Annotated in this window: 20 protein-coding genes; 14 read left to right on the forward strand and 6 right to left on the reverse strand. The window is 70.6% G+C overall.

Translation table 11 applies throughout. The features are described 5' to 3' along the window. Window positions 1-922 precede the first annotated feature (922 nt). From ACIP89_RS03380 to ACIP89_RS03420, 9 genes are all read left to right on the forward strand, one after another. The gene (locus tag ACIP89_RS03380) at window positions 923-2,122 is read left to right on the forward strand and encodes an ATP-binding protein (RefSeq protein ID WP_402112744.1); all 1,200 of its coding nucleotides are present in this window, start codon (window positions 923-925) and stop codon (window positions 2,120-2,122) included. Further along, on the forward strand, window positions 2,119-2,517 hold the full coding sequence (locus tag ACIP89_RS03385) for a roadblock/LC7 domain-containing protein (RefSeq protein ID WP_018552722.1): 399 nt from the start codon (window positions 2,119-2,121) through the stop codon (window positions 2,515-2,517). The genes ACIP89_RS03380 and ACIP89_RS03385 overlap by 4 nt, the downstream gene beginning before the upstream one ends. After that, entirely contained in the window at window positions 2,514-2,909 is a 396-nt protein-coding gene (locus tag ACIP89_RS03390; RefSeq protein ID WP_401921264.1) for a DUF742 domain-containing protein, read from the forward strand. Before ACIP89_RS03385 ends, ACIP89_RS03390 begins: the two co-directional genes overlap by 4 nt. Next, window positions 2,884-3,489: a GTP-binding protein gene (locus tag ACIP89_RS03395; RefSeq protein ID WP_401921262.1), complete on the forward strand. Its 606-nt coding sequence runs from the start codon at window positions 2,884-2,886 to the stop codon at window positions 3,487-3,489. Before ACIP89_RS03390 ends, ACIP89_RS03395 begins: the two co-directional genes overlap by 26 nt. Beyond that, window positions 3,486-4,835, forward strand: coding sequence for a cytochrome P450 (locus tag ACIP89_RS03400; RefSeq protein WP_401921261.1), 1,350 nt, complete (start codon window positions 3,486-3,488; stop codon window positions 4,833-4,835). Before ACIP89_RS03395 ends, ACIP89_RS03400 begins: the two co-directional genes overlap by 4 nt. A 352-nt stretch (window positions 4,836-5,187) precedes the next feature. Further along, the gene (locus ACIP89_RS03405; RefSeq protein WP_402112747.1) at window positions 5,188-6,444 is read left to right on the forward strand and encodes a tryptophan dimethylallyltransferase family protein; all 1,257 of its coding nucleotides are present in this window, start codon (window positions 5,188-5,190) and stop codon (window positions 6,442-6,444) included. Beyond that, on the forward strand, window positions 6,417-7,790 hold the full coding sequence (locus ACIP89_RS03410; RefSeq protein ID WP_401921258.1) for a tryptophanase: 1,374 nt from the start codon (window positions 6,417-6,419) through the stop codon (window positions 7,788-7,790). The genes ACIP89_RS03405 and ACIP89_RS03410 overlap by 28 nt, the downstream gene beginning before the upstream one ends. Before the next feature lie 362 nt (window positions 7,791-8,152). Then, a complete protein-coding gene (locus ACIP89_RS03415; RefSeq protein ID WP_402112750.1) occupies window positions 8,153-8,521 on the forward strand; it encodes a signal peptidase I in 369 nt (122 codons plus the stop codon). 154 nt (window positions 8,522-8,675) lie between these two features. Further along, window positions 8,676-9,857, forward strand: coding sequence for an MFS transporter (locus tag ACIP89_RS03420; RefSeq protein ID WP_402113474.1), 1,182 nt, complete (start codon window positions 8,676-8,678; stop codon window positions 9,855-9,857). Window positions 9,858-10,351: 494 nt separating this feature from the next. Here ACIP89_RS03420 and ACIP89_RS03425 read toward each other — a convergent pair whose 3' ends face one another. Continuing rightward, window positions 10,352-10,999, reverse strand: coding sequence for a dihydrofolate reductase family protein (locus ACIP89_RS03425; protein WP_402112751.1), 648 nt, complete (start codon window positions 10,997-10,999; stop codon window positions 10,352-10,354). 141 nt (window positions 11,000-11,140) lie between these two features. Between ACIP89_RS03425 and ACIP89_RS03430 the strand changes: the two genes are divergently transcribed. Continuing rightward, window positions 11,141-11,728, forward strand: a complete 588-nt coding sequence (locus tag ACIP89_RS03430) for a winged helix-turn-helix transcriptional regulator (RefSeq protein WP_402112754.1) — start codon at window positions 11,141-11,143, stop codon at window positions 11,726-11,728. A 22-nt stretch (window positions 11,729-11,750) separates the two neighbouring features. On the opposite strand, the gene ACIP89_RS03435 is transcribed toward ACIP89_RS03430, so the two are convergent. After that, window positions 11,751-12,251: a GNAT family N-acetyltransferase gene (locus ACIP89_RS03435; RefSeq protein ID WP_401922293.1), complete on the reverse strand. Its 501-nt coding sequence runs from the start codon at window positions 12,249-12,251 to the stop codon at window positions 11,751-11,753. A 182-nt stretch (window positions 12,252-12,433) separates the two neighbouring features. Here ACIP89_RS03435 and ACIP89_RS03440 point away from each other — a divergent pair, with 182 nt between their 5' ends. From ACIP89_RS03440 to ACIP89_RS03450, 3 genes are all read left to right on the forward strand, one after another. After that, window positions 12,434-12,874: a hypothetical protein gene (locus ACIP89_RS03440; protein ID WP_401921249.1), complete on the forward strand. Its 441-nt coding sequence runs from the start codon at window positions 12,434-12,436 to the stop codon at window positions 12,872-12,874. A 32-nt stretch (window positions 12,875-12,906) separates the two neighbouring features. Next, window positions 12,907-13,353: a TIGR03618 family F420-dependent PPOX class oxidoreductase gene (locus ACIP89_RS03445; RefSeq protein WP_401921248.1), complete on the forward strand. Its 447-nt coding sequence runs from the start codon at window positions 12,907-12,909 to the stop codon at window positions 13,351-13,353. A gap of 178 nt (window positions 13,354-13,531) precedes the next feature. After that, complete coding sequence (locus ACIP89_RS03450) at window positions 13,532-13,756, forward strand: DUF2277 domain-containing protein (RefSeq protein WP_073735839.1); 225 nt, start codon at window positions 13,532-13,534, stop codon at window positions 13,754-13,756. On the opposite strand, the gene ACIP89_RS03455 is transcribed toward ACIP89_RS03450, so the two are convergent. From ACIP89_RS03455 to ACIP89_RS03470, 4 genes are all read right to left on the reverse strand, one after another. Then, on the reverse strand, window positions 13,743-14,426 hold the full coding sequence (locus ACIP89_RS03455; RefSeq protein ID WP_401921246.1) for a DedA family protein: 684 nt from the start codon (window positions 14,424-14,426) through the stop codon (window positions 13,743-13,745). The genes ACIP89_RS03450 and ACIP89_RS03455 overlap by 14 nt on opposite strands. 302 nt (window positions 14,427-14,728) lie before the next feature. After that, entirely contained in the window at window positions 14,729-15,187 is a 459-nt protein-coding gene (locus tag ACIP89_RS03460; RefSeq protein WP_401921245.1) for a DoxX family protein, read from the reverse strand. Window positions 15,188-15,269: 82 nt separating this feature from the next. Further along, complete coding sequence (locus tag ACIP89_RS03465) at window positions 15,270-17,039, reverse strand: alkaline phosphatase D family protein (RefSeq protein WP_402112756.1); 1,770 nt, start codon at window positions 17,037-17,039, stop codon at window positions 15,270-15,272. 127 nt (window positions 17,040-17,166) lie between these two features. Continuing rightward, window positions 17,167-17,811: an HNH endonuclease family protein gene (locus ACIP89_RS03470; RefSeq protein ID WP_401921243.1), complete on the reverse strand. Its 645-nt coding sequence runs from the start codon at window positions 17,809-17,811 to the stop codon at window positions 17,167-17,169. A gap of 281 nt (window positions 17,812-18,092) precedes the next feature. Here ACIP89_RS03470 and ACIP89_RS03475 point away from each other — a divergent pair, with 281 nt between their 5' ends. Next, window positions 18,093-18,854: an ABC transporter permease gene (locus ACIP89_RS03475; protein WP_402112759.1), complete on the forward strand. Its 762-nt coding sequence runs from the start codon at window positions 18,093-18,095 to the stop codon at window positions 18,852-18,854. Window positions 18,855-18,911: the final 57 nt, after the last annotated feature.

Raw genomic sequence — 18,911 nt, forward strand, 5'->3', positions numbered from 1 at the left:
CCAGGCCTTGCCGGTCGGGGCGAGCATCGGCATCCAGGCCGGCAGGCCGGGAGCGATCTGCACGATCTCCCGCCAGATCCCGTTCTGGGCCGTTCTGGGCCGATCAGGGTCCGTCAGGGTCCGGCGCCCGCTCCGATACTTCTCCGGCAGCTGGGCCAAGGCCGGTTGGATGGCGGTGATCTGCTTGCCCGTTGCCCGTTGCCCGTTGCCCGTCCCCGTCCCCGTCCCCATCCCCGTTGCCGGAGGAGCGGACGGCCCGGTGCGGCATCACCTTCACATCAGCGGTGGATAACGAGTGGCGGCGGGGATGGGGACGGGGACGGGCACCTCATGCTGCGAGAAACGGCCGTGGGGCGTAGGTGGGCATCCGGACGGCCATGCCCCCGACTGCCCAGGTGGCGGCGGTCTCCCCGTCACGCGGCTTTGCGGCGGCAAGGAAGCCGAGACCGTCAGGCTGCGGTCACATGCCCTGAGCCGCAGCTCGCGTCGCTGTCCGTAGCCCGCTGTCGAATCGGTCATCTTGCGCCCTGAGAACGCTCGTTGGGCGGACGACACCCGCCCTGCCCCGTATCGCTGGGACAGCCCGCTGCAAGTCGAGACGGGCCGCAGAGCTGCAAGAACCCAGGTGCCAGCCGACTGAACGGCATGGTGTGCGCTGCGCGGACTTTGGACCTCCACTTCGCGGGCACACCTTCCTCACTGACATGAACATGCATTTGCCCCTAACGAGGCAACGACGTGGCGGACTTGACAGAACCTCATGATCGTCTGGTGATACGCTCGCGTGCACATGCCACGTGAGCTTTCGCCTTGGCATGGCTACAGCCAGGGGGGCTCTCCGGGCGGTGACGTCTGCCCACAGCCGAGGGTCCGCTTGGACAGATTTCGAGAGCTGGACTCCAGCCGCTCAATAGAGAGTCACATGACGAATTTTTGGCAGGATCCGACAGTCTGGGCGCTTGCCGTCGGCGTCGCTGTCGCCGCCACGGTAATCACCCGCCAGCGAAAAAAGATCAAGGCGCTACGTCGTCAAAAGCAGGGCGCTCAAGGTGAACTGGCCGCATCGCAGGGCAGGGCCGCCGACCTTGAGTCCACCGTCATCGAGCTGCGCAGCGGCTACGACGAGGTGGTCCGCCAGGCCAAGGAAGAGGCGGAGGATGCCACAAACAACGTACTGAAGTCGGCCATGCGGACCCTTCAAGGCCTCGCCGCGGAACAGCAGCGGGCCATTTCAGGGCTGCAGAAGAAGTACGGCGACTCTGCCGTGTTGCGGGACATGCTGGACATCGACCACATGAACTCGCAATTCAACCGGCGTGCGCAGTCCATTGCTGTGCTGTGCGGCGGATGGCTCGGCCGGCAGCGGGAGGCTGCGGCGGTCTATGACGTGATCCGCGGAGCGCAGGGCCGTATCCGGCACTACCAGCGCATCGAAATCGCCTCACGGGTCGATTTCGCGGTGACCAGCCGTGCCGTCGAACCGATCGCGCTGACGGTGGCCGAGCTGCTCGACAACGCGACCAGCTACTCCGAGCCGTCCACCATGGTCGAGGTCGAGGTGCGGACGGTGCCCCGGGGCATCTGCATCGTGATCGACGACGCCGGTGTCGGCATGAGCGAGGAAGAACGGACGAACGCCACCGCTCTGCTGTCCAGCGGGTCCGCGGTGAGCGTTTCGGAGCTCGGCAACCCTCCCGCGTTCGGTTTCGCGGTGATCGGTGCCCTGAGCGCGCGGTTCGGATTCACGGTCGCCATCGACAGCACCTCTCCCTACGGCGGTGTCCGCGCGGTGGTGATGGTGCCGAAGGAGTTGCTGACCGAGATGCCCGAGCCCAAGACGCCCACGTCCACCCAAGAAGTCAGTGCCGCTGCCGCGAGCCGCGGTTCGGCTCCCGCGGCGACGGAGGGCGGGCTGCCCCGGCGACGGAACAAGCGCGGCATGGCGCTCGTGCCGGACGGCGGCCGCAGGTCTGACGAAGCGCCGCCGACCCGGTCAGCAGAGGCACGGGTGGCGGCCATGGGAGCGTTCCAGCGTGGCACTCTCAGCGGCCGAGGTGCGGGGGTACCGGCCGCCGAAGGTGATACCGCTGCCGATTCACACGAAGGATTCGATGCCCCGTGAGCGACGACCTGTCCTGGATGCTTGAGGACGCGCTGCAGATTCCGCATGCTCTCCACGCGGTCCTGATTTCTGCCGACGGCCTCCAGATGTCCCGTACTGCGGAGATAGACAGGGGCGACGCCGACAAGGTGGCCGCCGCCGTCTCCGGTCTGCAGTCGCTCAGCCGGGCCGTCAGCTTCTTCTGCGGGGAGCACGGAGCGAACTGGCGGCAGACCCTCATCGAGTTCGACGGGGGCTGGGTGTTCCTGAACGCTGCGGGCGGCGGCAGCTACCTTGCCGTGGCGGCGTCGGCCGAGGTCGACATGCAGGACATCACGTACCGGATGCAGCAGTTGGTCAGCCGGCTGGGCAAGGCGATGTCGACCGGCCTTCGCGGCGACACGGTCACCTCATGACGGAACCCGGCCGTCCCGAGCCCGAGCCCGAGTTCGTGTCCGAGGCCGGAGAACTGGTCCGGCCCTACGTCATCACCCGTGGCCGTGACCTGCCCGATGAGGACGAGTTCGCCCTCATCACCCTCGTTACGACGGCCACCGACCAGCAGCAGCGTCCCCAGCGGCTCTCGCCCGAGGAGCTGCAGATCCTGGAGATGTGCTCCAGCGGCTACCTCTCGGTCGCCGAGATCGCCGCACACTCCCAGCTGCCGCTCGGGGTGGTCAAGGTGCTGCTCAGTTCCCTCGCCGAGGGGGGCTATCTCGTGACCCGGGCGCCGGTGCCCTCGGCCCGTCCCACCAACAAGGCCTTGCTCAAGGAGGTGCTCGATGGCCTCAAGGCTCTCTCTGTCTGAGGATGCCTACGTGCCTGGCGGCGCGCAGCAGACTGCAGTGAAAATCCTGGTCGTCGGGCATTTCGCCGTCGGCAAGACCACTCTGATCGGCTCGCTTTCCGAGATCACGCCGCTGTCCACGGAGGAGCGGATGACGACGCTCTCGGAGCGCGTCGACGACCTCAAGGGGGTTCAGGGGAAGACCACCACCACCGTCGCCCTGGACTTCGGCCGGCTGACGCTGAGCGAGCGCATCGTTCTGTATCTGTTCGGCTCCCCCGGACAGCAGCGCTTCGTGAGCCTGTGGGACGACACGGCCCGCGGAGCGCTGGGCGCCCTGGTCCTGGTGGACCCCGAGCGCCTGGCCGACTCCTTCGACGTCATGGATCTGGTCGAGAGCTACGGCCTCGACTTCGCCGTGGCCATCAATCACTTCGACGGCAGTACGGTCCACACCCCGGAGGAAGTCCGGGAGGCACTCGACCTGCTGCCCGACACCCCCGTCGTCACCATGGACGCACGCGACGAGAAGTCGTCCGTCGACGCCCTGATCACCTTGGTCCGCTATCTGCACGAGCGCGCCGACCTGGAGCACGCATGACAACCCCCTCTGTACCTCCGCCCGGCTGCCCCGCACACGGCAGCGGGCAGCGCATACCCCTGGACAGCGCGGAGTTCGCTGCCAATCCGCACGCGTACTACCGCTACATGCGCGAGCTCGGCCCCACCGCTCCGGTCACCATCGCCCCCGGCGTGGAGGCCACGCTGGTGACCGACTACAACGCGGCTCTGGAACTGCTGCAGGACTCGACGACCTTCCGCAAGGACTCACGCCGCTGGCGCGCACTGGCTGAGGGCTGCGTCCGCCCCGACAGCCCGGTCCTGCCGCTGCTGGCCTACCGGCCGAACGCGATGTTCACCGACGGCGCCGAGCACGTGCGGCTGCGGCAGGCCATCACCGACTCCTTCGCCCGCGTCAGCAACAAGCGGCTGAGCCGGATCGTCAGCCAGGCAGCCCAGTTCCTGATCAACCAGTTCAGCGTCCGCGGCAGCGCCGACCTGCTCCGCGACTACGCCCAGCAGCTCCCGCTCTACGTGTTCAACGAGCTGTTCGGCTGCCCGGCGGAGATCGGTGACCGGGTGCTGTTCGGCATCTCCGGCATGTTCGACGGAGTCAACGCCGAGGCGGCCAGCCAGGTCCTGCTCGGAGCGGTCAGCGAGCTGGTGGCGCTCAAGCGCGCCCAGCCCGGGGAGGACATCACGTCCTACCTGATGCAGCATCCGGCGCAGCTGAACGACGAGGAACTGGCGCACACGCTGGTGCTGCTCCTCGGCGCGGGCGGCGAGCCGGAGGGCAACCTGATCGGCAACGCCTTCTACACGATGCTGACCAACGAGGAGTTCGCGCGCCTGGGGCAGTTCGACAAGGCGGTGGACGACACGCTGTGGCGCAATGCGCCGATGTCCAACTACGCGCCCCACTACCCGGTGGTCGACACGGACGTGGCCGGCGACAAGGTGCGCGCCGGTGACCTGGTGCTGGTGTCCTTCGGCGCCGCCAACACGGCGCTCGCGGACCGCGGTGCCGACACCCGCGGTCACCTCGCCTGGAGCGCGGGCCCGCACGCCTGCCCGTCGAAGGAGCCGGCCAGGCTGATCGCCCTGACGGGTCTGGAGACGCTGTTCAACGCCCTGCCCGACGTCGAACTCGCCGTCCCCGCGGACAGCCTCGCCTGGCGGCCCGGCCCCTTCAACCGGGCCCTGGCCTCCCTGCCCGTCCGGTTCAGCGCGACCACCCCGCGCGCCGCGGCCGCACCGGAGCCGACGGCGCCGCCCACTGGCTACCAGGCATCGCCCGCCGCGGCCGCACCCGCGCCCGCGGCGCCTCAGCCCAACGGCAAAGCGGGTCGCTGGAGCGGCTTCAAGAAGTGGCTGATGGGCCAGTAGCCCACACCCCCTGTGATGCATGTGACACAGGCAGTTGATGTAGCCTGCATGAAAGATCAACTTCCTGGGTAGAACGGCGCGGAGTGTCTGGAGTGACACAAGATGAAGGAGAGGCAATGGACCTCGCAAGCATCTCCGCGCCCCCATGCGCGAGCGCCCGACCGGGCCCACAGCGCACCACCCCCAGCAGACGGAACCCGTACGGGGGCGGCGACCCCGACCGGCCGCAGGACCGAATACCCGCTGCACCCGGCAGCGGATCGGCCCTCGTCTCCTCCCTTTCCGGCGGAGCACGCCCCCGTACTCCCGTACCGTCCGGACGCGTTACGCGCCATGACGTGCGAGGCGCACGATGACCTCCCACCCGGGCCCCGGCATACCGGCGACCAGCCCCGGTGAGACGACGCTCGGCGACCACGTACTCGGTCAACTGCGGCGCCTGGGCGCCACGGTGGGCCTGAGTGAGGCGGACACCGAGCTGTACGGGCAGGTCCTGACCGACTCCCTCGCGGGCGCCGCCCACCGGCCGCTGTCCCTGCCGCCGGCCTCGCCCACCTTCCTCTCGGACGATCGTTCCCCCGTCGAGTTCTCCCTCGCCAGCGCTTCGGACGCCGCCCCGGCCCTGCGCGTGCTCGTGGAGCCCGGGTGGGCCCACAGCGACACGGTCGAGAGCGGCCGTGCCGGGCTTGCGGCCATCCGCGCGATGGGCGCCCGCTGGGGTTTCGCCACCGACCGGCTCGACGCCCTCGCCGACCTGTTCTTCCCCGCTGCGCCCCAGGGCCCGCTGGCCCTGTGGTACGCGCTCGATCTGCGCGCCGGAGGGGTCCCAGGGGTCAAGGTCTACCTGAACCCCTCCGCCTCCGGCCCGGAAAGCGCAGCCCGCACCGTGCGCGAGGCCCTGCGGCGGCTCGGCTACGGCGAGGCCTTCGAGCAACTGCCCCCGGCGGCCGGCTATCCGTTCCTCGCTCTGGACCTGGGCGCCTGGGCATCCCCCCGCGTCAAGGTCTACGTGAGACACCCGAGCATGTCGGCCGATGACGCCTGCGCGCTCAGCCGTACCTCCGGGGCCACAGCGGCCGACATCCGCTACTTCTTCCACGCGGCCGCGGGCTCCCTCACACCGTCCGAGCGCGGCGGAGACGACACCCCGCGACTGGTGCGGCGGCCGGCGCTCACCTGCCACTCCTTCACCGAGGGTGACAGCGCCCCGAGCGGCTTCACGCTCCACATTCCCGTTCGCGACTACGTGCGCGATGACGAAGAGGCCCTCGCCCGCGCCACAGCCCTGCTGACCCGGGCCGGTCTGGACCCCACCGTCCTGAACCGGAGTCTGAGAGCGCTCACACGGCGAACCCTCGCCGACGGCGTGGGGCTGATCGCCTACCTGGCCCTGGTGTACGAGCGCAACCGGCCGCCCCGGCTCACCGCCTACCTGAGTTCCGAGGCCTACCGCGTCCGGCCGCCGCAGGAGCAGTACCCGCGGGGCGGCTGGAAGCCCGCGCAGCGCACCCGGAGCGTCCTGGACCTCGGGCACCAGGCCGTCGGCCACGTCAGCCCGCACACCGCACAGAAGGAAGTCACATGGAGCCCTACCGCATCAAGGTCGTAGAACCTCTTGCTTTCACCACCCGGGAGGAGCGCGAGGCCGCGCTGAAGCGGGTCGCCTACAACCCCTTCGATCTGCGGGCCGACGAAGTCACCATCGACCTGCTGAGCGACTCCGGGACCGGTGCCATCTCCGCGGACCAGCTCGCCGCGGGAATGCAGGGCGACGAGTCCTACGCCGGCAGCCGCTCCTTCTACCGGTGGCACGAGGTCGTCTCCGAGCTCACCGGCTACCCCCACATCCTGCCGGCCCACCAAGGCCGCGCGGCCGAGCGCATCCTCTTCTCCTCGCTGCTGCGGCCGGGCACGAGTGTGCTGTCCAACACGCACTTCGACACCACCCGCGCCAACGTCGAACTGACCGGCTGCACGGCGTACGACCTGCCCTGCGCCGAGGCGAAGGACCTCGACAGCGACTTTCCGTTCAAGGGCAACATCGACCTGGCCGCCCTCGAACAGGCCCTGGAGAACGCGGACCGGACGCCCGTTGCGGCCGTGCTGATGACCATCACCAACAACGGTGGCGGGGGCCAGCCGGTCAGCATGGACAACCTGCACCGCACCGCCGAACTGTGCCGCCGCCACAACGTGCCGATGATCCTCGACGCGGCCCGGTTCGCGGAGAACGCCTGGCTGGTGACCCAGCGCGAACCCGGCTACGCCGACCGCACCCCGCGCCAGGTCGCCGAGGAAGCCTTCCGTCTCGCCGACGGCTGCGTCATGAGCGCGAAGAAGGACGGGATCGTCCACATCGGCGGCTTCATCGGCCTCAAGGACGCCGAACTCGCCGAGCGGTGCGGCGGGCTGCTCATCGCCACCGAAGGATTCACCACCTACGGCGGCCTGTCCGGACGTGACCTCGAAATGATGGCTCGCGGCCTCCTCGAAGTGACCGAGCCGGCCTACCTCGCCGAGCGTGCCGACATAGCCGCCTATCTCGCCGCGCGCATCCGCGAGGCCGGCGTCGACATCGTGGAACCCGCCGGTCTGCACGCCCTCTACGTCAACGCCGGGCGCCTCCTGCCCCACATCCCCCCGCACCAGTACCCCGGCACCGCACTCGTCTGCGAGCTCTACCTGCGCGGAGGCATCCGCTCGGCCGAGCTGGGGTCGCTGTACCTCGGTGAAGAGGACGAGCACGGCAACCCGGTCAAGACGGCGCCCTACGAACTTGTACGGCTGGCTCTTCCGCGACGGGTCTACACCCGCAGCCACTACGACCACGTTGCCGCCACCCTGGCGGATATCGCGAAGAATCCCGAATCGGTCCGTGGCTACCGGGTTACGGGCCAGTCCCCGATCCTCCGGCACTTCAGCATCAAACTGGAACCCGTGAAGTCCGGCGACTGATCAGCGCTCTTCGTCCTTACGAAGCCGGCCCAGCCGTCCGAATCCCGAAGCGGCGCGGGTCTTTCGGCTGTACCGGTCCAGCGACAGTGCTGCGGCAACGAAGAAGGCCCCACCCGGTGAGGGTAGGGGCCTTCTTCCGGTCTGCGGCCCTCGGCCCCGCGCGCTGACGGTGCCGCGGTCCGTCGGCGTCGGTGAAGCGCAACTGGGGGCCGGGGTGGGGCCGTTGCTCGCGGACGATCAGCCGCATCCCCTCGCCCGGCCCTTGAGGACGTCTCCGTCGAGCGCGGCGCGCTGGGTGAGCCGGGCCACGGACGGTGCCCGGAGGACAGGCTGCGGAACGGGCGGCTGTTAGCGTCGGGATCATGAACGACAGCGTGTACGTGGGCAACGCGGGCGAGGACGCGGCACTGGACCGGGGGTGGCTGCTCGGGCACTTCAAGGACGCCGGGGATCCCCGCCACAGCGAGGCCCTGGAGATCAAATGGGGCGTCCACCCGCGTGGTGACGAGCGGGCGCAGTGGGTGCGGGGTGAGGAGCGGCCCGCTCTGCTGGTGCTCATCAGCGGTCGCTTCCACGTTCAACTCCCAGGACACGACGTGGTCTTGGAGCAGCAGGGTGACTATGTCGTCTGGGGCCGGGGTGTGGACCACTCCTGGTTCGCGGAGGAGGAGTCGGTGGTGTTGACGGTGCGGTGGCCATCCGTCCCCGGCTACGCCGTGACACCGGATTAGGGCGGGGCGGGCCTGGGTAGCCTGGCCGCCTGTTCGCGGGGCTGAAGGGCTGGACCAGGCGTTGGGCGAGGTGCCGGAGGTGGACGGCGAAGGGCGGCGTGCCGCGTGCCTCGCCGCCGCCGCTCAGGAGTACCGGCCGGATAGCGCGTCGCCGCTGCGGATACCGGCCTTCCGCCGCTTCCTGCTGGCCCACCTCGTGTCCGCCACGGGGTCGGCCATGGCGCCCGTGGCGCTCGCGTTCGCCGTGATCGGTCATGGCGGCGGCGCGCAGTCGCTCGGGATCGTACTCACCGCGAACACCGTGCCGACCCTGGTCCTGCTCCTCCTGGGAGGCGTGCTCGCGGACCGGATGTCCCGCAGCCGCATCCTCTTCCTCGGGAACCTCGGCGCCGGGCTGGCCCAGGCGGCGGTCTGCGCGCTGGTGGCGACCGGTACGGCGACGACGCTCGCGATCAGTGTCTGCGCCTGCCTCTCCGGGGCCTCGGCCGCGTTCACCGCGCCCGCCGCCCAGGGGATCGCGGCCCGGCTCGTGGCGAAGGAGCAGCTCCAGCAAGCCAACGCGCTGGTCCGGGTGCCCGGGAACGCCGTCAGGATCGTCGGTCCGGTCGTCGGCGGATTCGTCGTGGCGCTGGCGGGCCCCGCCTGGGCGCTCGGGTGGGACGCGAGCACGTTCGTCGTCGCGGCCCTGCTCCTGCTGGGGCTCCGGCTCGCGGGCGCGGTCCCTTCCGGTGGCGGTGTGGTGAGCGATCTGCGGGCCGGCTGGGCCGGGTTCCGCTCGCGGAGCTGGCTGTGGAGCTACACCGTGTCCGGAACCGCGGTCGTGGCGGCCTGGCTGGCGGGATTCCAGTTGCTCGGGCCACTCGTGGCGGCCGGCAGCTACGCCGGCGCCCGTTCGTGGGGTCTGGTGCAGGGCGCCTTCGCCGCCGGACTCCTCGCGGGTACGTTCCTCTGCCTGGCCTGGAAGCCGCGGCGGCTGATGCTGGTCTGCGTGGTGACCAGCGCGGGCATCATGCTGCCCCTGGCCGCTCTGGGGCTGGGACTTCCCCTCGTCTGCGTGCTCCTGGCCGCCGTCGTCGCCGGAATCGGCCTGGACGTCGCGATCGTCTCCTGGTCCACGGTCATGCAACAGCAGGTGAGCGACCATGAGCTGGGGCGCCTCGGCGCGTTCAACGCCGTGGGGGAACGCGCCGCCATCCCGATCGCGTACCTGCTGGTGGCGGTTGCCTCGAAGCACTGGACCAGTCAGCACATCCTGCTGTTGTGTGCGGGAGTCATCCTCGCCGCGACCCTGGCCAACGCGTGCGTGCGCGATGTGTACCGGATCAACCGGGCGTGAGCGGCCCCTCATTGAGGGCGGCGCTGCCCGGCTCCTGACGGGTGCGCGGCCGGCGGCGACCCCCCGACCGCGCCGGGGCCCGTCGCCGCGAGGGCCGGGCCGACCGCCACCTGCGGAAGCAGGCGTCCCGCCACCGGCCCGGCGGGGCGCGGGAGCGGGTGGCGGATATCGGAGGCTCTGCCCCGGAGGCTCGTACGGCACAAGGCCCCTTGAGCCGCGGAGAGCACCGCCCGCCGGACGGCGCCCGAGGAAGCGCCACGCCGGGCAGGGCGGGAAAGGCTCGCCACGACGCGGAGCCGGACGGAGCCGGAGGCGGCACGCGACGGCGGGCCGGTCAGGACCTGGAACGTCGGCGCGCGCCCGGGTGGCCGGGCATCTCGGCCCAACTCCGCCTGGGGCAATCAGCGTTCGAAGGCCGGCCGCCGGGCCGCTCCGGTGGGGCGAATTACGCGGACCGGCGGGCGAGTGCGCCCGCCGGTTCTCGGCCACCGTGGTCAGCGCCGCCAGAACAGCAGGTGGGTGACTCCGCTGGGGCTCGGCACCGTATCGAGGTGGTACCGGTCGAGCAGCTCGGTGTGGCTCTCCCAGAGCCGTTCGCCACGTCCCAGGTCGATGGGGGCCACGGCGATGTGCATCGTGTCGACGAGGCCGGCCTCAAGGAATTCGCGGATGGTGGCGATCCCGCCGCCGAGGCGTACGTCCCGGCCGTCGGCGGCCTCCTTGGCGCGGGCCAGCGCCTCCTCCGGCTTCGCGTCGAGGAAGTGGAAGGTGGTGTCGGCCAGGGTGAAGGAGGGGCGCTCGTAATGGGTGAGCACGAAGACCGGTGTGTGGAAGGGCGGGGTGTCGCCCCACCAGCCCTTCCACTCGTGGTCCTCCCACGGGCCGCGCTGCGGGCCGAACTTATTGCGCCCCATGATCTCCGCGCCCACGTTGCGGGTCTGTTCGCGGGTGAAGTAGTCGTCCAGGCCGCGGGTGCCGCCGGGCTCCGTACGGTTCACCCAGCTGGCGGTGGGGCCCACCCAGGAGAGCAGGGTGGCGGGGTCCGCGTGCCCGAAGGGCCGCTCCAGGCTCTGGCCCTCACCGGCACCGAATCCGTCCCGCGACACGGTGATGCAGTGCATCCTCAACAGCTGTTGTGACATGAGTTCTCCTCCGGGCGTCGACGAGCCGGGCCGTCGAGGGGCCGGATTCGTCGACAAGCGACAGGCGGTGCGTCCGCCTACTGGCGGCAAACTGCAACCGGATGTGATGAGCAACCGGTTGCACAGTACTACGCTGTGAGCATGCCGCAACCAGTAGAGACGGGCCTGCTGCCCGTGCCGCCGGGGAAATCGGGCTGCCCGATCAACCTGACCGTCGAGCTGCTGGGCGACCGGTGGAGCCTGGTCGTGCTGCGGGATGTCATGTTCGGCGGCCACCGGCACTTCCGCGAGCTCCTCGCCCATTCGATCGAGGGCATCGCGTCGAACATCCTCTCCGCCCGGCTGTCGAAGCTTGTGGCTGCCGGTCTGCTCACCCGGCACGACGATCCGAGCCACCGGCAGAAGATCGAGTACCGGCTCACCGAGGCGTCGATCCAGCTCGTCCCGCTCATGACGCAACTGGGCGACTGGGGCTCCCGCTGGCTCCCGACCGTGCCCGAGCTGTCGATCCGCGCCAGGCTCCTCGCTCGCGGCGGCCCCGAGATGGGGGAGAGGTTCATGGACGAGCTCCGCGCCACACACCTCGAAGGCCGTCCGCGGCGCACCGACGGCGTACTGGCCGAGCTCACCCTGGCCTACGAACGCGCTGTCGCCGAAGGTGCCGCCTCCGGGACCGGGACGTCCGTCCCGGAAGGCGCCGCCCCTGGAAGCACCGTCCCCGAAGGCTGAGAGAACCCGGGCGGCGCGGGCGTCAGCGGCTGCCGGCGGGGCGGTCCAGCGCGTAGACCGTGACGGGGTTGCCGTACAGCTCGTCCTGCCGGCGCGGCGCGAAACCGAGGCGCTCGGCCACCTTTACCGATGGCGTGTTGCCCGGCCGGATGAGGGCGGTGAAGTAGTCGGCGTCCAGGGTGGCGAAGCCCCAGTCCAGGCACGCCCGAGCCGCCTCGGTCGCGTATCCGTGCCCCCAGTGCTCCGCCCGGAAGGTCCAGCCCAGCTCGACTTCGTCGAACTGCTGCCAGTACTGCAGCCCGCTCCGGCCGATGAACTCGCCGCTGGACCGGAGCTCCACCGCGCACAGGCCGTGGCCCCGCTCGGCCCACTGCCGCTCGATCCCGGCGAGCCGTTCCAGCGCCTGCTGACGGGAGAAGGCGCCGACGAACCGGTTGACCTCGGGGTCGGCGTGCAGCTCGACGAAGGCGTCGGCGTCCGACGTCGCCAGGGGGCGCAGGGTGAGTCGCTCCGTCTCGATCATGCCTGTGAGCGTAGTTCCTGGCACTGACAGGGGGCAGCCCCTCGCGACGGGGCGGGGGGGGTGTCCGGACGCCCGGCGGGCGGGCCGGGGGCTTCACCCGTTCGGCCGCGCCCGAGTGGCCGCCCTCCCCGGTGCCCACCAGGGTCGGTCTGACGTGCAGTTCCACCGGCTGAGGAGTTCTCATGGCACAGTCAGCGCCCACCCCGGGTACGTCCCGTTCGCATGCCACGGAGCCGGGGGCCGGCAACCCCTGGGCGGCCGGCGGAACCATGTTCGCCGGAGTCCTGCTCATCGTCGACGGTGTGCTGGAGGCGATCAAGGGCATAGCCGGGATCGCGACCGACGACGTCTACACACGGGTCAACAACTACGTCTTCAAGTTCAACGTGACGAGCTGGGGGTGGATCCACCTGGCCCTCGGCATCCTCCTCTTCCTGATCGGCTGGGGCATCCTCCGGGGCTTCGGCTGGGCGCGCGGGATCGGTGTGGGACTCGCGGCGCTCAACATGATCGCCAACTTCATGTGGCTGCCCTACCAGCCGATCTGGGCCGTGGTCTCCCTCGCCATCGACACCTTCGTGATCTGGGCCCTCTGCACGGACCGCTCGAAGTCGGTCATCTGACCGTCGCCGGGCGCGGTTGGTAGCCTCCACCGATGACATCGATCTTGGATGAAGCCGTCCGCGCCCGGCTGCGAGCCGCCAACATCTGGTACGTCGGCACCGTCTTCGCCGATGGGGCGCCGCAGGTCAGCCCGATGTGGGTGGACCTTGAGGGGGACGGGGAGCTGGCGTTCAACACCTCGGCGGGGCGGGTGAAGGAGGAGAACCTGCGCCGCGACCCCCGGGTCTACCTCTCCCACGCGGATCACGCCGACCCCTTCGACCGGGTGCAGATCAGCGGTGAGGTGGTCCGCTTCGTGGAGGGCCAGGAGGCGCACGACCGGATGGACCTGCTGGCCCGCAAGTACCTGGGCAGCGAACGGTTCGAGTGGACCATGCCGGGGGAGCGGCGGATCGCGGTGATCGTGCGCCCGGTCAAGGTGCGGCACATCGTCGGGGTGGAGCGGTTCCGGCCCGGCGGCCCCGTGCCCGCTCCCTGAGCGACAGGCTCACCGGCCCGGCGGGGCTTTCACCGACCCGGCGGCCCTCACTGGCCCGAGCTGTCACCGGCCCGAGCTCTCACCGGCGCGGCGGCCCCGTGTCCGCTCCCTGCCGTGAGCCCGGGGCGCTGTCACGTGAGCCGGGACCGTTGTCAGTGGGGCGGTCCACACTTGATGTATGTGCCGCAGTATCAAGACCCTTCGCCCGCCGTCCCTCCCCGAAGAGGCCACGGAGGAGGACATCCGCGCCGCCGCCCTGCAGTTCGTGCGCAAGGTCTCCGGCTTCCGCGCCCCGGCCGCGCACAACAGGGAGGTCTTCGACCGCGCGGTCGACGAGATCGCCGCGTCGACCGCCAGACTGCTGGACGGTCTGGAAGTGCGGGGAGGTGTCAGGACGCCGTAGGGACCGAGGCCGGAGCGGTGGCGGCAGCGGCCGCGGCGGCCGCCGCCGCGGGGCGCCGGATCAGCAGCGCGGCGAACGCGCCCGCGACGAACAGCGCGAGTACCGAGATCGCGGTGCCCAGCCAGCTTGCGCCGAGCCACTGTGCGCCGAAGTAGCCGAGCCCCACGCTGTAACCGGCCCAGGCCACGCCCGCCACCGCGGACCACGGCAGGAATTCCTTCGCCTTGCGGTGCGAGGCGCCCGCGCCCAGTGAGACGACCGAGCGTCCGGCCGGGGCGAAGCGCGCGATGACGACGAGGACGCCGCCGCCCCGGCTGAGCGCCGCGCCGAGGCGTTCCTGGGCGGAGGTGAGGCGCCGGGACCGGGCGATGGCGGCGTCCAGGCGCGCCCCGCCGCGCCAGGCGAGCCGGTACGCGGCCAGGTCACCCAGCACCGAGGCAGTGGCCGCGCAGAGGATCAGGGCCAGGAGCGAGGGGACCTCGGTGACGTGACGGGCGGCGCCCGCGGCGTCGGCGGCCACGGTGCTGGTACCCGCGGCGGCGGCCGTCGCCGCGGTGATCACGAGGACACCGCTGGGCAGAACGGGGAGGAAGACGTCCAGAAGCACCGAGAGGGCGACCACAACGTAGATCCATGGGCTGCCGGTCAGCGCGCCCACACTCTCCAGCACTTCTACTCCCCGATTCGAGACAACGCCGCGACGTCGCAGGGGAGCGGCAGGAGCGGCAGGGCCAGCTGTACAGCGTACGCCTGCCGTTCACCTGGAGATCCAGATATATGCGTGATGTTGGGCACCCCACATGTATGTCACAGGAGCCTCGACCGTCACTCGTGGGTGCCCGGACGCGAGAACGAGGTGCGGGTGAGGTGCGGGCCGGGCCGGTGGCCCGCACGCGTCCCGCCGAACACCCCCGGATACGCCTGGAAGCGGCATTCCAGGCGTACCCGAGGCTGTCCGGCGGGACGCCCGGCTCAGGCGGCTACCGGGGCGGCCGGTTCGGGCGTGCGCTCCTCTGCGGGCAGCGGAGCGGAGCGGGCGGTGAACAGCCGGTCCAGGGCCAGGGCGCCGGGACCCGTGAAGACGAGCAGCAGGAACACCCAGCTGTAGACGGCGGAGGGCTCGCCGCCGTTCTGCAGCGGGAAGAGCGCCCCTGACTGGTGGACGCTGAAGTACGCGTACGCCATGGAGCCGGACGAGATCAGAGCGGCGATGCGGGTGCCGAGGCCCAGTACCACGAGCCCGCCGCCTACGAGCTGGATGACCGCCGCGTACCACCCCGGCCAGGTGCCGGCGGGTATCGATCCGCCGCCCATGGCGCCACCCAGGACGCCGAAGAGCGAGGCGGCACCGTGGCAGGCGAAGAGCAGGCCTACGACGATTCGGAAGAGCGCGAGGGCGTAGGGCTGGGCCTGATTCAGGCGTGTGTACATGGGGGGAGGCTCCTTCGGTCTAGTGGGGACGTGAACCGATTGAGCACCACAGGTTAGGTAGGCCTCATCATTACTTGCAAGTTCAACGTTTAGTTGACTGGCTGAAAGTCGATGGCCCGTCATTGGTCAGCGAGCGATCAAATACCTTCTGGAGCTGGGGTCCTGTCCTCCTCGACTTGGCCTGAACCATTGACAGCGCAGCTTTCCGGCCATGCAACGTAAGTGTCATCAGCTGATTGCCGAACCATGGCCCATCCGTCTTCCGCCACTGGACCGGAGCTGTACCAGTGCGCCCGTGCCGGGCCAGCAGCCGTCCGAACCGCCGACCCGCGCGGCTCCAGCCGAATCGGAAGGCGCCCTTGAGCGGGCCCGGGATCGAGTTGTGCACGGGAGAGCAGGTCAGTTGCAGTACGCGGGCGTCCGGTGCCCCCTCGGAGGCCCCGGCGGGCCAGGCGGGTTCCGCGATGTACGCGTGGTGCACATCGCCCGAGAGCACGCATATCGTCGCCGGGGCGTCCGGGCCGCTGCCCGCCTCCCGGATCAGCTCCGTCAACTGCCGGAAGGAATCGGGAAAGGCGGCCCAATGCTCCAGGTCGGCGCGCTGCCGCAGGTACTCGCCGACCCGCGCCCAGCGGCCGTCGGGGCCGCCCCGCTCGCCCCGGCACAGCGCCGAGCTCCACTGCTCCGCGTCGTGTACCAATGGAGGTAGCAGCCAGGGGAGCGACGTACCGATCAGGACATGGTCGAAGGAGCCGGGCGTGGAAAGCATCTCCTCGCGCAGCCACCGCATCTCCTCGGGGTGGATCATCGCCCGCTGCGGCTCGTCGAGCACCCGGGCCGCTCGGCTGTCCACCATGAGCAGCCGTACTCGGCCGAAAACACGTCCGTAGCTCCAGCGGGTACGGGTGGGGTCCGCGTCGGCCTCGGCCGCGAACCGGCGGACCTCTTCGGTGCCGTCCGGGGTGGCGCGCACCGCCGCGTAGAGCGGGTCCGCCGCCAGTTCGGCGGGCGAGAGGTTGCCCAGGTGCTGATAGACCCAGTACGACATCAGTCCGCTGACGATCCGCTCGTGCCACCAGGGCGTGGAGCGGATCTCGGTGAGCCAGGCGGCGCTGGTGTTCCAGTCGTCGATGACGTCGTGGTCGTCGAAGATCATGCAGCTGGGGACCGTCGAGAGCAGCCAGCGGACCTCGGGGTCGCGCCACGACTCGTCGTACAGGCAGGTGTACTCGTCGTAGTCCGCGACCTCCGCGCCCGGCGGCTCGTCCAGATCGCGCCGCGCCGCGAGCCGCTGCCGGGTCTCTTTCGAGGTCTCGTCCGCGTACACCTGGTCACCCAGGAGAAGCAGGACGTCGGGGCGTACGGCGTCGGGGTCGGCGGCGAGCCGGGCGGCGAGGGTGTCCAGGGCGTCCGGACCGACGGGGTCGGACCGGACCGAGGTGTGTCCGCCCGCGGGGGGTGCCGCCCAGCGGCAGGAGCCGAACGCGATCCGGGCCGTCGGCCCGGCGTCCTCGCCCGCCTCGCCGTCCTCACCGGCTGTGGCGCCGACGGCGGATACCGGTGGGGTGCTGATCGTGCTCGCCGGGAAGCCGTGGTTCTCCGGCGGCCACACCCGGTGGTCGTCGAGCAGTACCTCGTACTCCGTGGTGGAGCCGGGGGTCAGGCCGGTCACCACCACCAGGGCGTAGTGGTGCCCGGAGACCGCGAAGGTCGGGGACGAGCCGGAGGCCCCGTCCGCGCACCGGATCACGGCGGTGCACGGCCGGTCCGCCTCGACCCAGACGGTGGCGGTGGAGGCGGTCTCCCAGTCGACGTACCGCAGTAGCGGTCCCAGGCGCAGCCCGGCAGTCATATGGTGCTCCTCGCGTCGTTCCGTACGGACGGTTCCGTACGGCGAGTTCGTACCGTACGGAACGACGGGGGAGTGCGGGGCGGTTCCGGCGCCGGGGTCAGCGGGCCGGCCGCCGTTCAGTGATCGTTCAGCAGTCGTTGAGCACGGACTGCAGTGCGGTCTTCTCGGCCGAGTCGACGGTCAGGTCGTAGTAGTGCTTCACGTGCACCCAGGCGCGTGCGTAGGTGCACTTGTAGGCGGCGCGCGAAGGGAGCCACTTGGCCGGGTCCTTGTCGCCCTTGGACTGGTTGACGTTGTCGGTGACGGCGATGAGCTGAGGGCGCGTCAGATCGTTCGCGTAGGCCTGTCGTTGGGCGGTGGTCCAGCTGGAGGCGCCGGACCGCCAGGCCTCGGCGAGCGGCACCATGTGGTCGATGTCCAGATCGGCGGCGGCGGTCCAGGTGGCCCCGTCGTACTCCGAGTACCAACTGCCGCTGACGGCGGCGCAGCTGGAGTCCTGTGTGACGTTCGTGCCGTCCCGCTTCAGGACCACCTCGCGGGTGTTGCAGGCGCCCGACTGGGTGATCCAGTGCGGGAACTTGTCCCTGCTGTATCCGCTGGAGGAACCTTCCGCCTGCACGGTCAGCTGGCCCAGATAGGTGCGGGCGGTCGACGCGGCCACCGGTGTGGGCATGGCGGCCTGGGCGCTGGGAGCGGTGAGCAGCCCGGTGGTTGCGGCGAGGGCGGCGGATGCGGCGAGGACGGCTATGCGACGCGCGTAGACACCTGACATGCGAACTCCCTTGATGTGGGGGGACCTTGGCCCGGCCGTGCGGTACGGCCCGGCCATCGTGGCGGCGCCGGGTTTCCGTGGGGTGGGCGCCAGGTAACAGAGTGGCGACATGGGCACGTCACATCAAGGGTTCTGACGAAGAGGACCGGGGTGCGGGGGCGTGCGCGAGTGAGTGCGCGGGCGTACGGAACTGATGGGACGGCAGGTCCGACCGGAGGCGGAGCCGTGCGGAGTGCCGGGAGCCCGCCCGTCGTCGTGCGCCGGGTCGTTAGGGTGGCCGCGTGCTGCTACCGGTCGACATCACGCTCGGGATCATGCTCGCCCTGCTGCTCGCGGCGGCCGCCGGCATCGCCGCTCTGGCTTCGCTCGGCCGGTCGCGGCAGATCGTCCTGGCCGGGCTGCGGGCGGCGGTGCAGCTCGCCGCGGTCTCCTCGCTCATCGGCTGGGTGGTGCACGCCTCTGCGCCGACGTTCGCGTTCATCGCGTTGATGTTCGGCGTCGCGGTGTGGACGGCGGGTCACCGCGTCACCGGAAACCGCAGCTGGCGGTGGGTGGCCGTGCCGATCGGGGCGGGGGTCGTACCGGTGGTCGCGGCGCTGCTGCTCACCGGGCTCGTGCCGGTCCGGGGCATCGCGCTGATCCCGGTGACCGGCATCCTGATCGGGGGCGCCCTGACCGCGACGGTGCTCGGCGGGCGGCGGGCGCTCGACGAGCTGGCGACCCGGCACGGGGAGGTGGAGGCGGCGATGGCGCTCGGTCTCCCGGACCGCGACGCGCGGCTGGAGATCGCCGGGCCCGCCGCGTCGGACGCGCTGCTGCCGGGGCTCGATCAGACCCGGACGGTCGGGCTCGTCACGCTGCCCGGAGCGTTCGTCGGCATGCTGCTGGGCGGCGCCTCACCCGTACAGGCGGGCGCTGTGCAACTGTTCGTGCTGGTGGCGCTGATGGCCGTACAGGCGGCGGCCGTCGCGACCGTGCTGGAACTGGTGGCGCGGGGACGGCTGCACCGAGACGGGACAGGGGTGTCGGCTGCCGGGGGCTGATGTGCGGCAGGACCGGACCGTCGACTGCCGGGCGCTGATGTGCAGCAGAACCGGACC

Source organism: Streptomyces sp. NPDC088730 (genome assembly GCF_044751215.1).
In the GTDB taxonomy this organism is placed as follows: Bacteria; Actinomycetota; Actinomycetes; order Streptomycetales; family Streptomycetaceae; genus Streptomyces.

Excerpts from the sequence above, each read along its gene's own strand:
- ACIP89_RS03380 (WP_402112744.1), top strand. The coding sequence starts at position 923 with ATGACGAATTTTTGGCAGGATCCGACAGTCTGGGCGCTTGCCGTCGGC.
- ACIP89_RS03390 (WP_401921264.1), top strand. The coding sequence starts at position 2,514 with ATGACGGAACCCGGCCGTCCCGAGCCCGAGCCCGAGTTCGTGTCCGAG.
- ACIP89_RS03395 (WP_401921262.1), top strand. The coding sequence starts at position 2,884 with ATGGCCTCAAGGCTCTCTCTGTCTGAGGATGCCTACGTGCCTGGCGGC.
- ACIP89_RS03400 (WP_401921261.1), top strand. The coding sequence starts at position 3,486 with ATGACAACCCCCTCTGTACCTCCGCCCGGCTGCCCCGCACACGGCAGC.
- ACIP89_RS03405 (WP_402112747.1), top strand. The coding sequence starts at position 5,188 with ATGACCTCCCACCCGGGCCCCGGCATACCGGCGACCAGCCCCGGTGAG.
- ACIP89_RS03410 (WP_401921258.1), top strand. The coding sequence starts at position 6,417 with ATGGAGCCCTACCGCATCAAGGTCGTAGAACCTCTTGCTTTCACCACC.
- ACIP89_RS03415 (WP_402112750.1), top strand. The coding sequence starts at position 8,153 with ATGAACGACAGCGTGTACGTGGGCAACGCGGGCGAGGACGCGGCACTG.
- ACIP89_RS03425 (WP_402112751.1), bottom strand. The coding sequence starts at position 10,999 with ATGTCACAACAGCTGTTGAGGATGCACTGCATCACCGTGTCGCGGGAC.
- ACIP89_RS03430 (WP_402112754.1), top strand. The coding sequence starts at position 11,141 with ATGCCGCAACCAGTAGAGACGGGCCTGCTGCCCGTGCCGCCGGGGAAA.
- ACIP89_RS03435 (WP_401922293.1), bottom strand. The coding sequence starts at position 12,251 with ATGATCGAGACGGAGCGACTCACCCTGCGCCCCCTGGCGACGTCGGAC.
- ACIP89_RS03440 (WP_401921249.1), top strand. The coding sequence starts at position 12,434 with ATGGCACAGTCAGCGCCCACCCCGGGTACGTCCCGTTCGCATGCCACG.
- ACIP89_RS03445 (WP_401921248.1), top strand. The coding sequence starts at position 12,907 with ATGACATCGATCTTGGATGAAGCCGTCCGCGCCCGGCTGCGAGCCGCC.
- ACIP89_RS03450 (WP_073735839.1), top strand. The coding sequence starts at position 13,532 with ATGTGCCGCAGTATCAAGACCCTTCGCCCGCCGTCCCTCCCCGAAGAG.
- ACIP89_RS03460 (WP_401921245.1), bottom strand. The coding sequence starts at position 15,187 with ATGTACACACGCCTGAATCAGGCCCAGCCCTACGCCCTCGCGCTCTTC.
- ACIP89_RS03465 (WP_402112756.1), bottom strand. The coding sequence starts at position 17,039 with ATGACTGCCGGGCTGCGCCTGGGACCGCTACTGCGGTACGTCGACTGG.
- ACIP89_RS03470 (WP_401921243.1), bottom strand. The coding sequence starts at position 17,811 with ATGTCAGGTGTCTACGCGCGTCGCATAGCCGTCCTCGCCGCATCCGCC.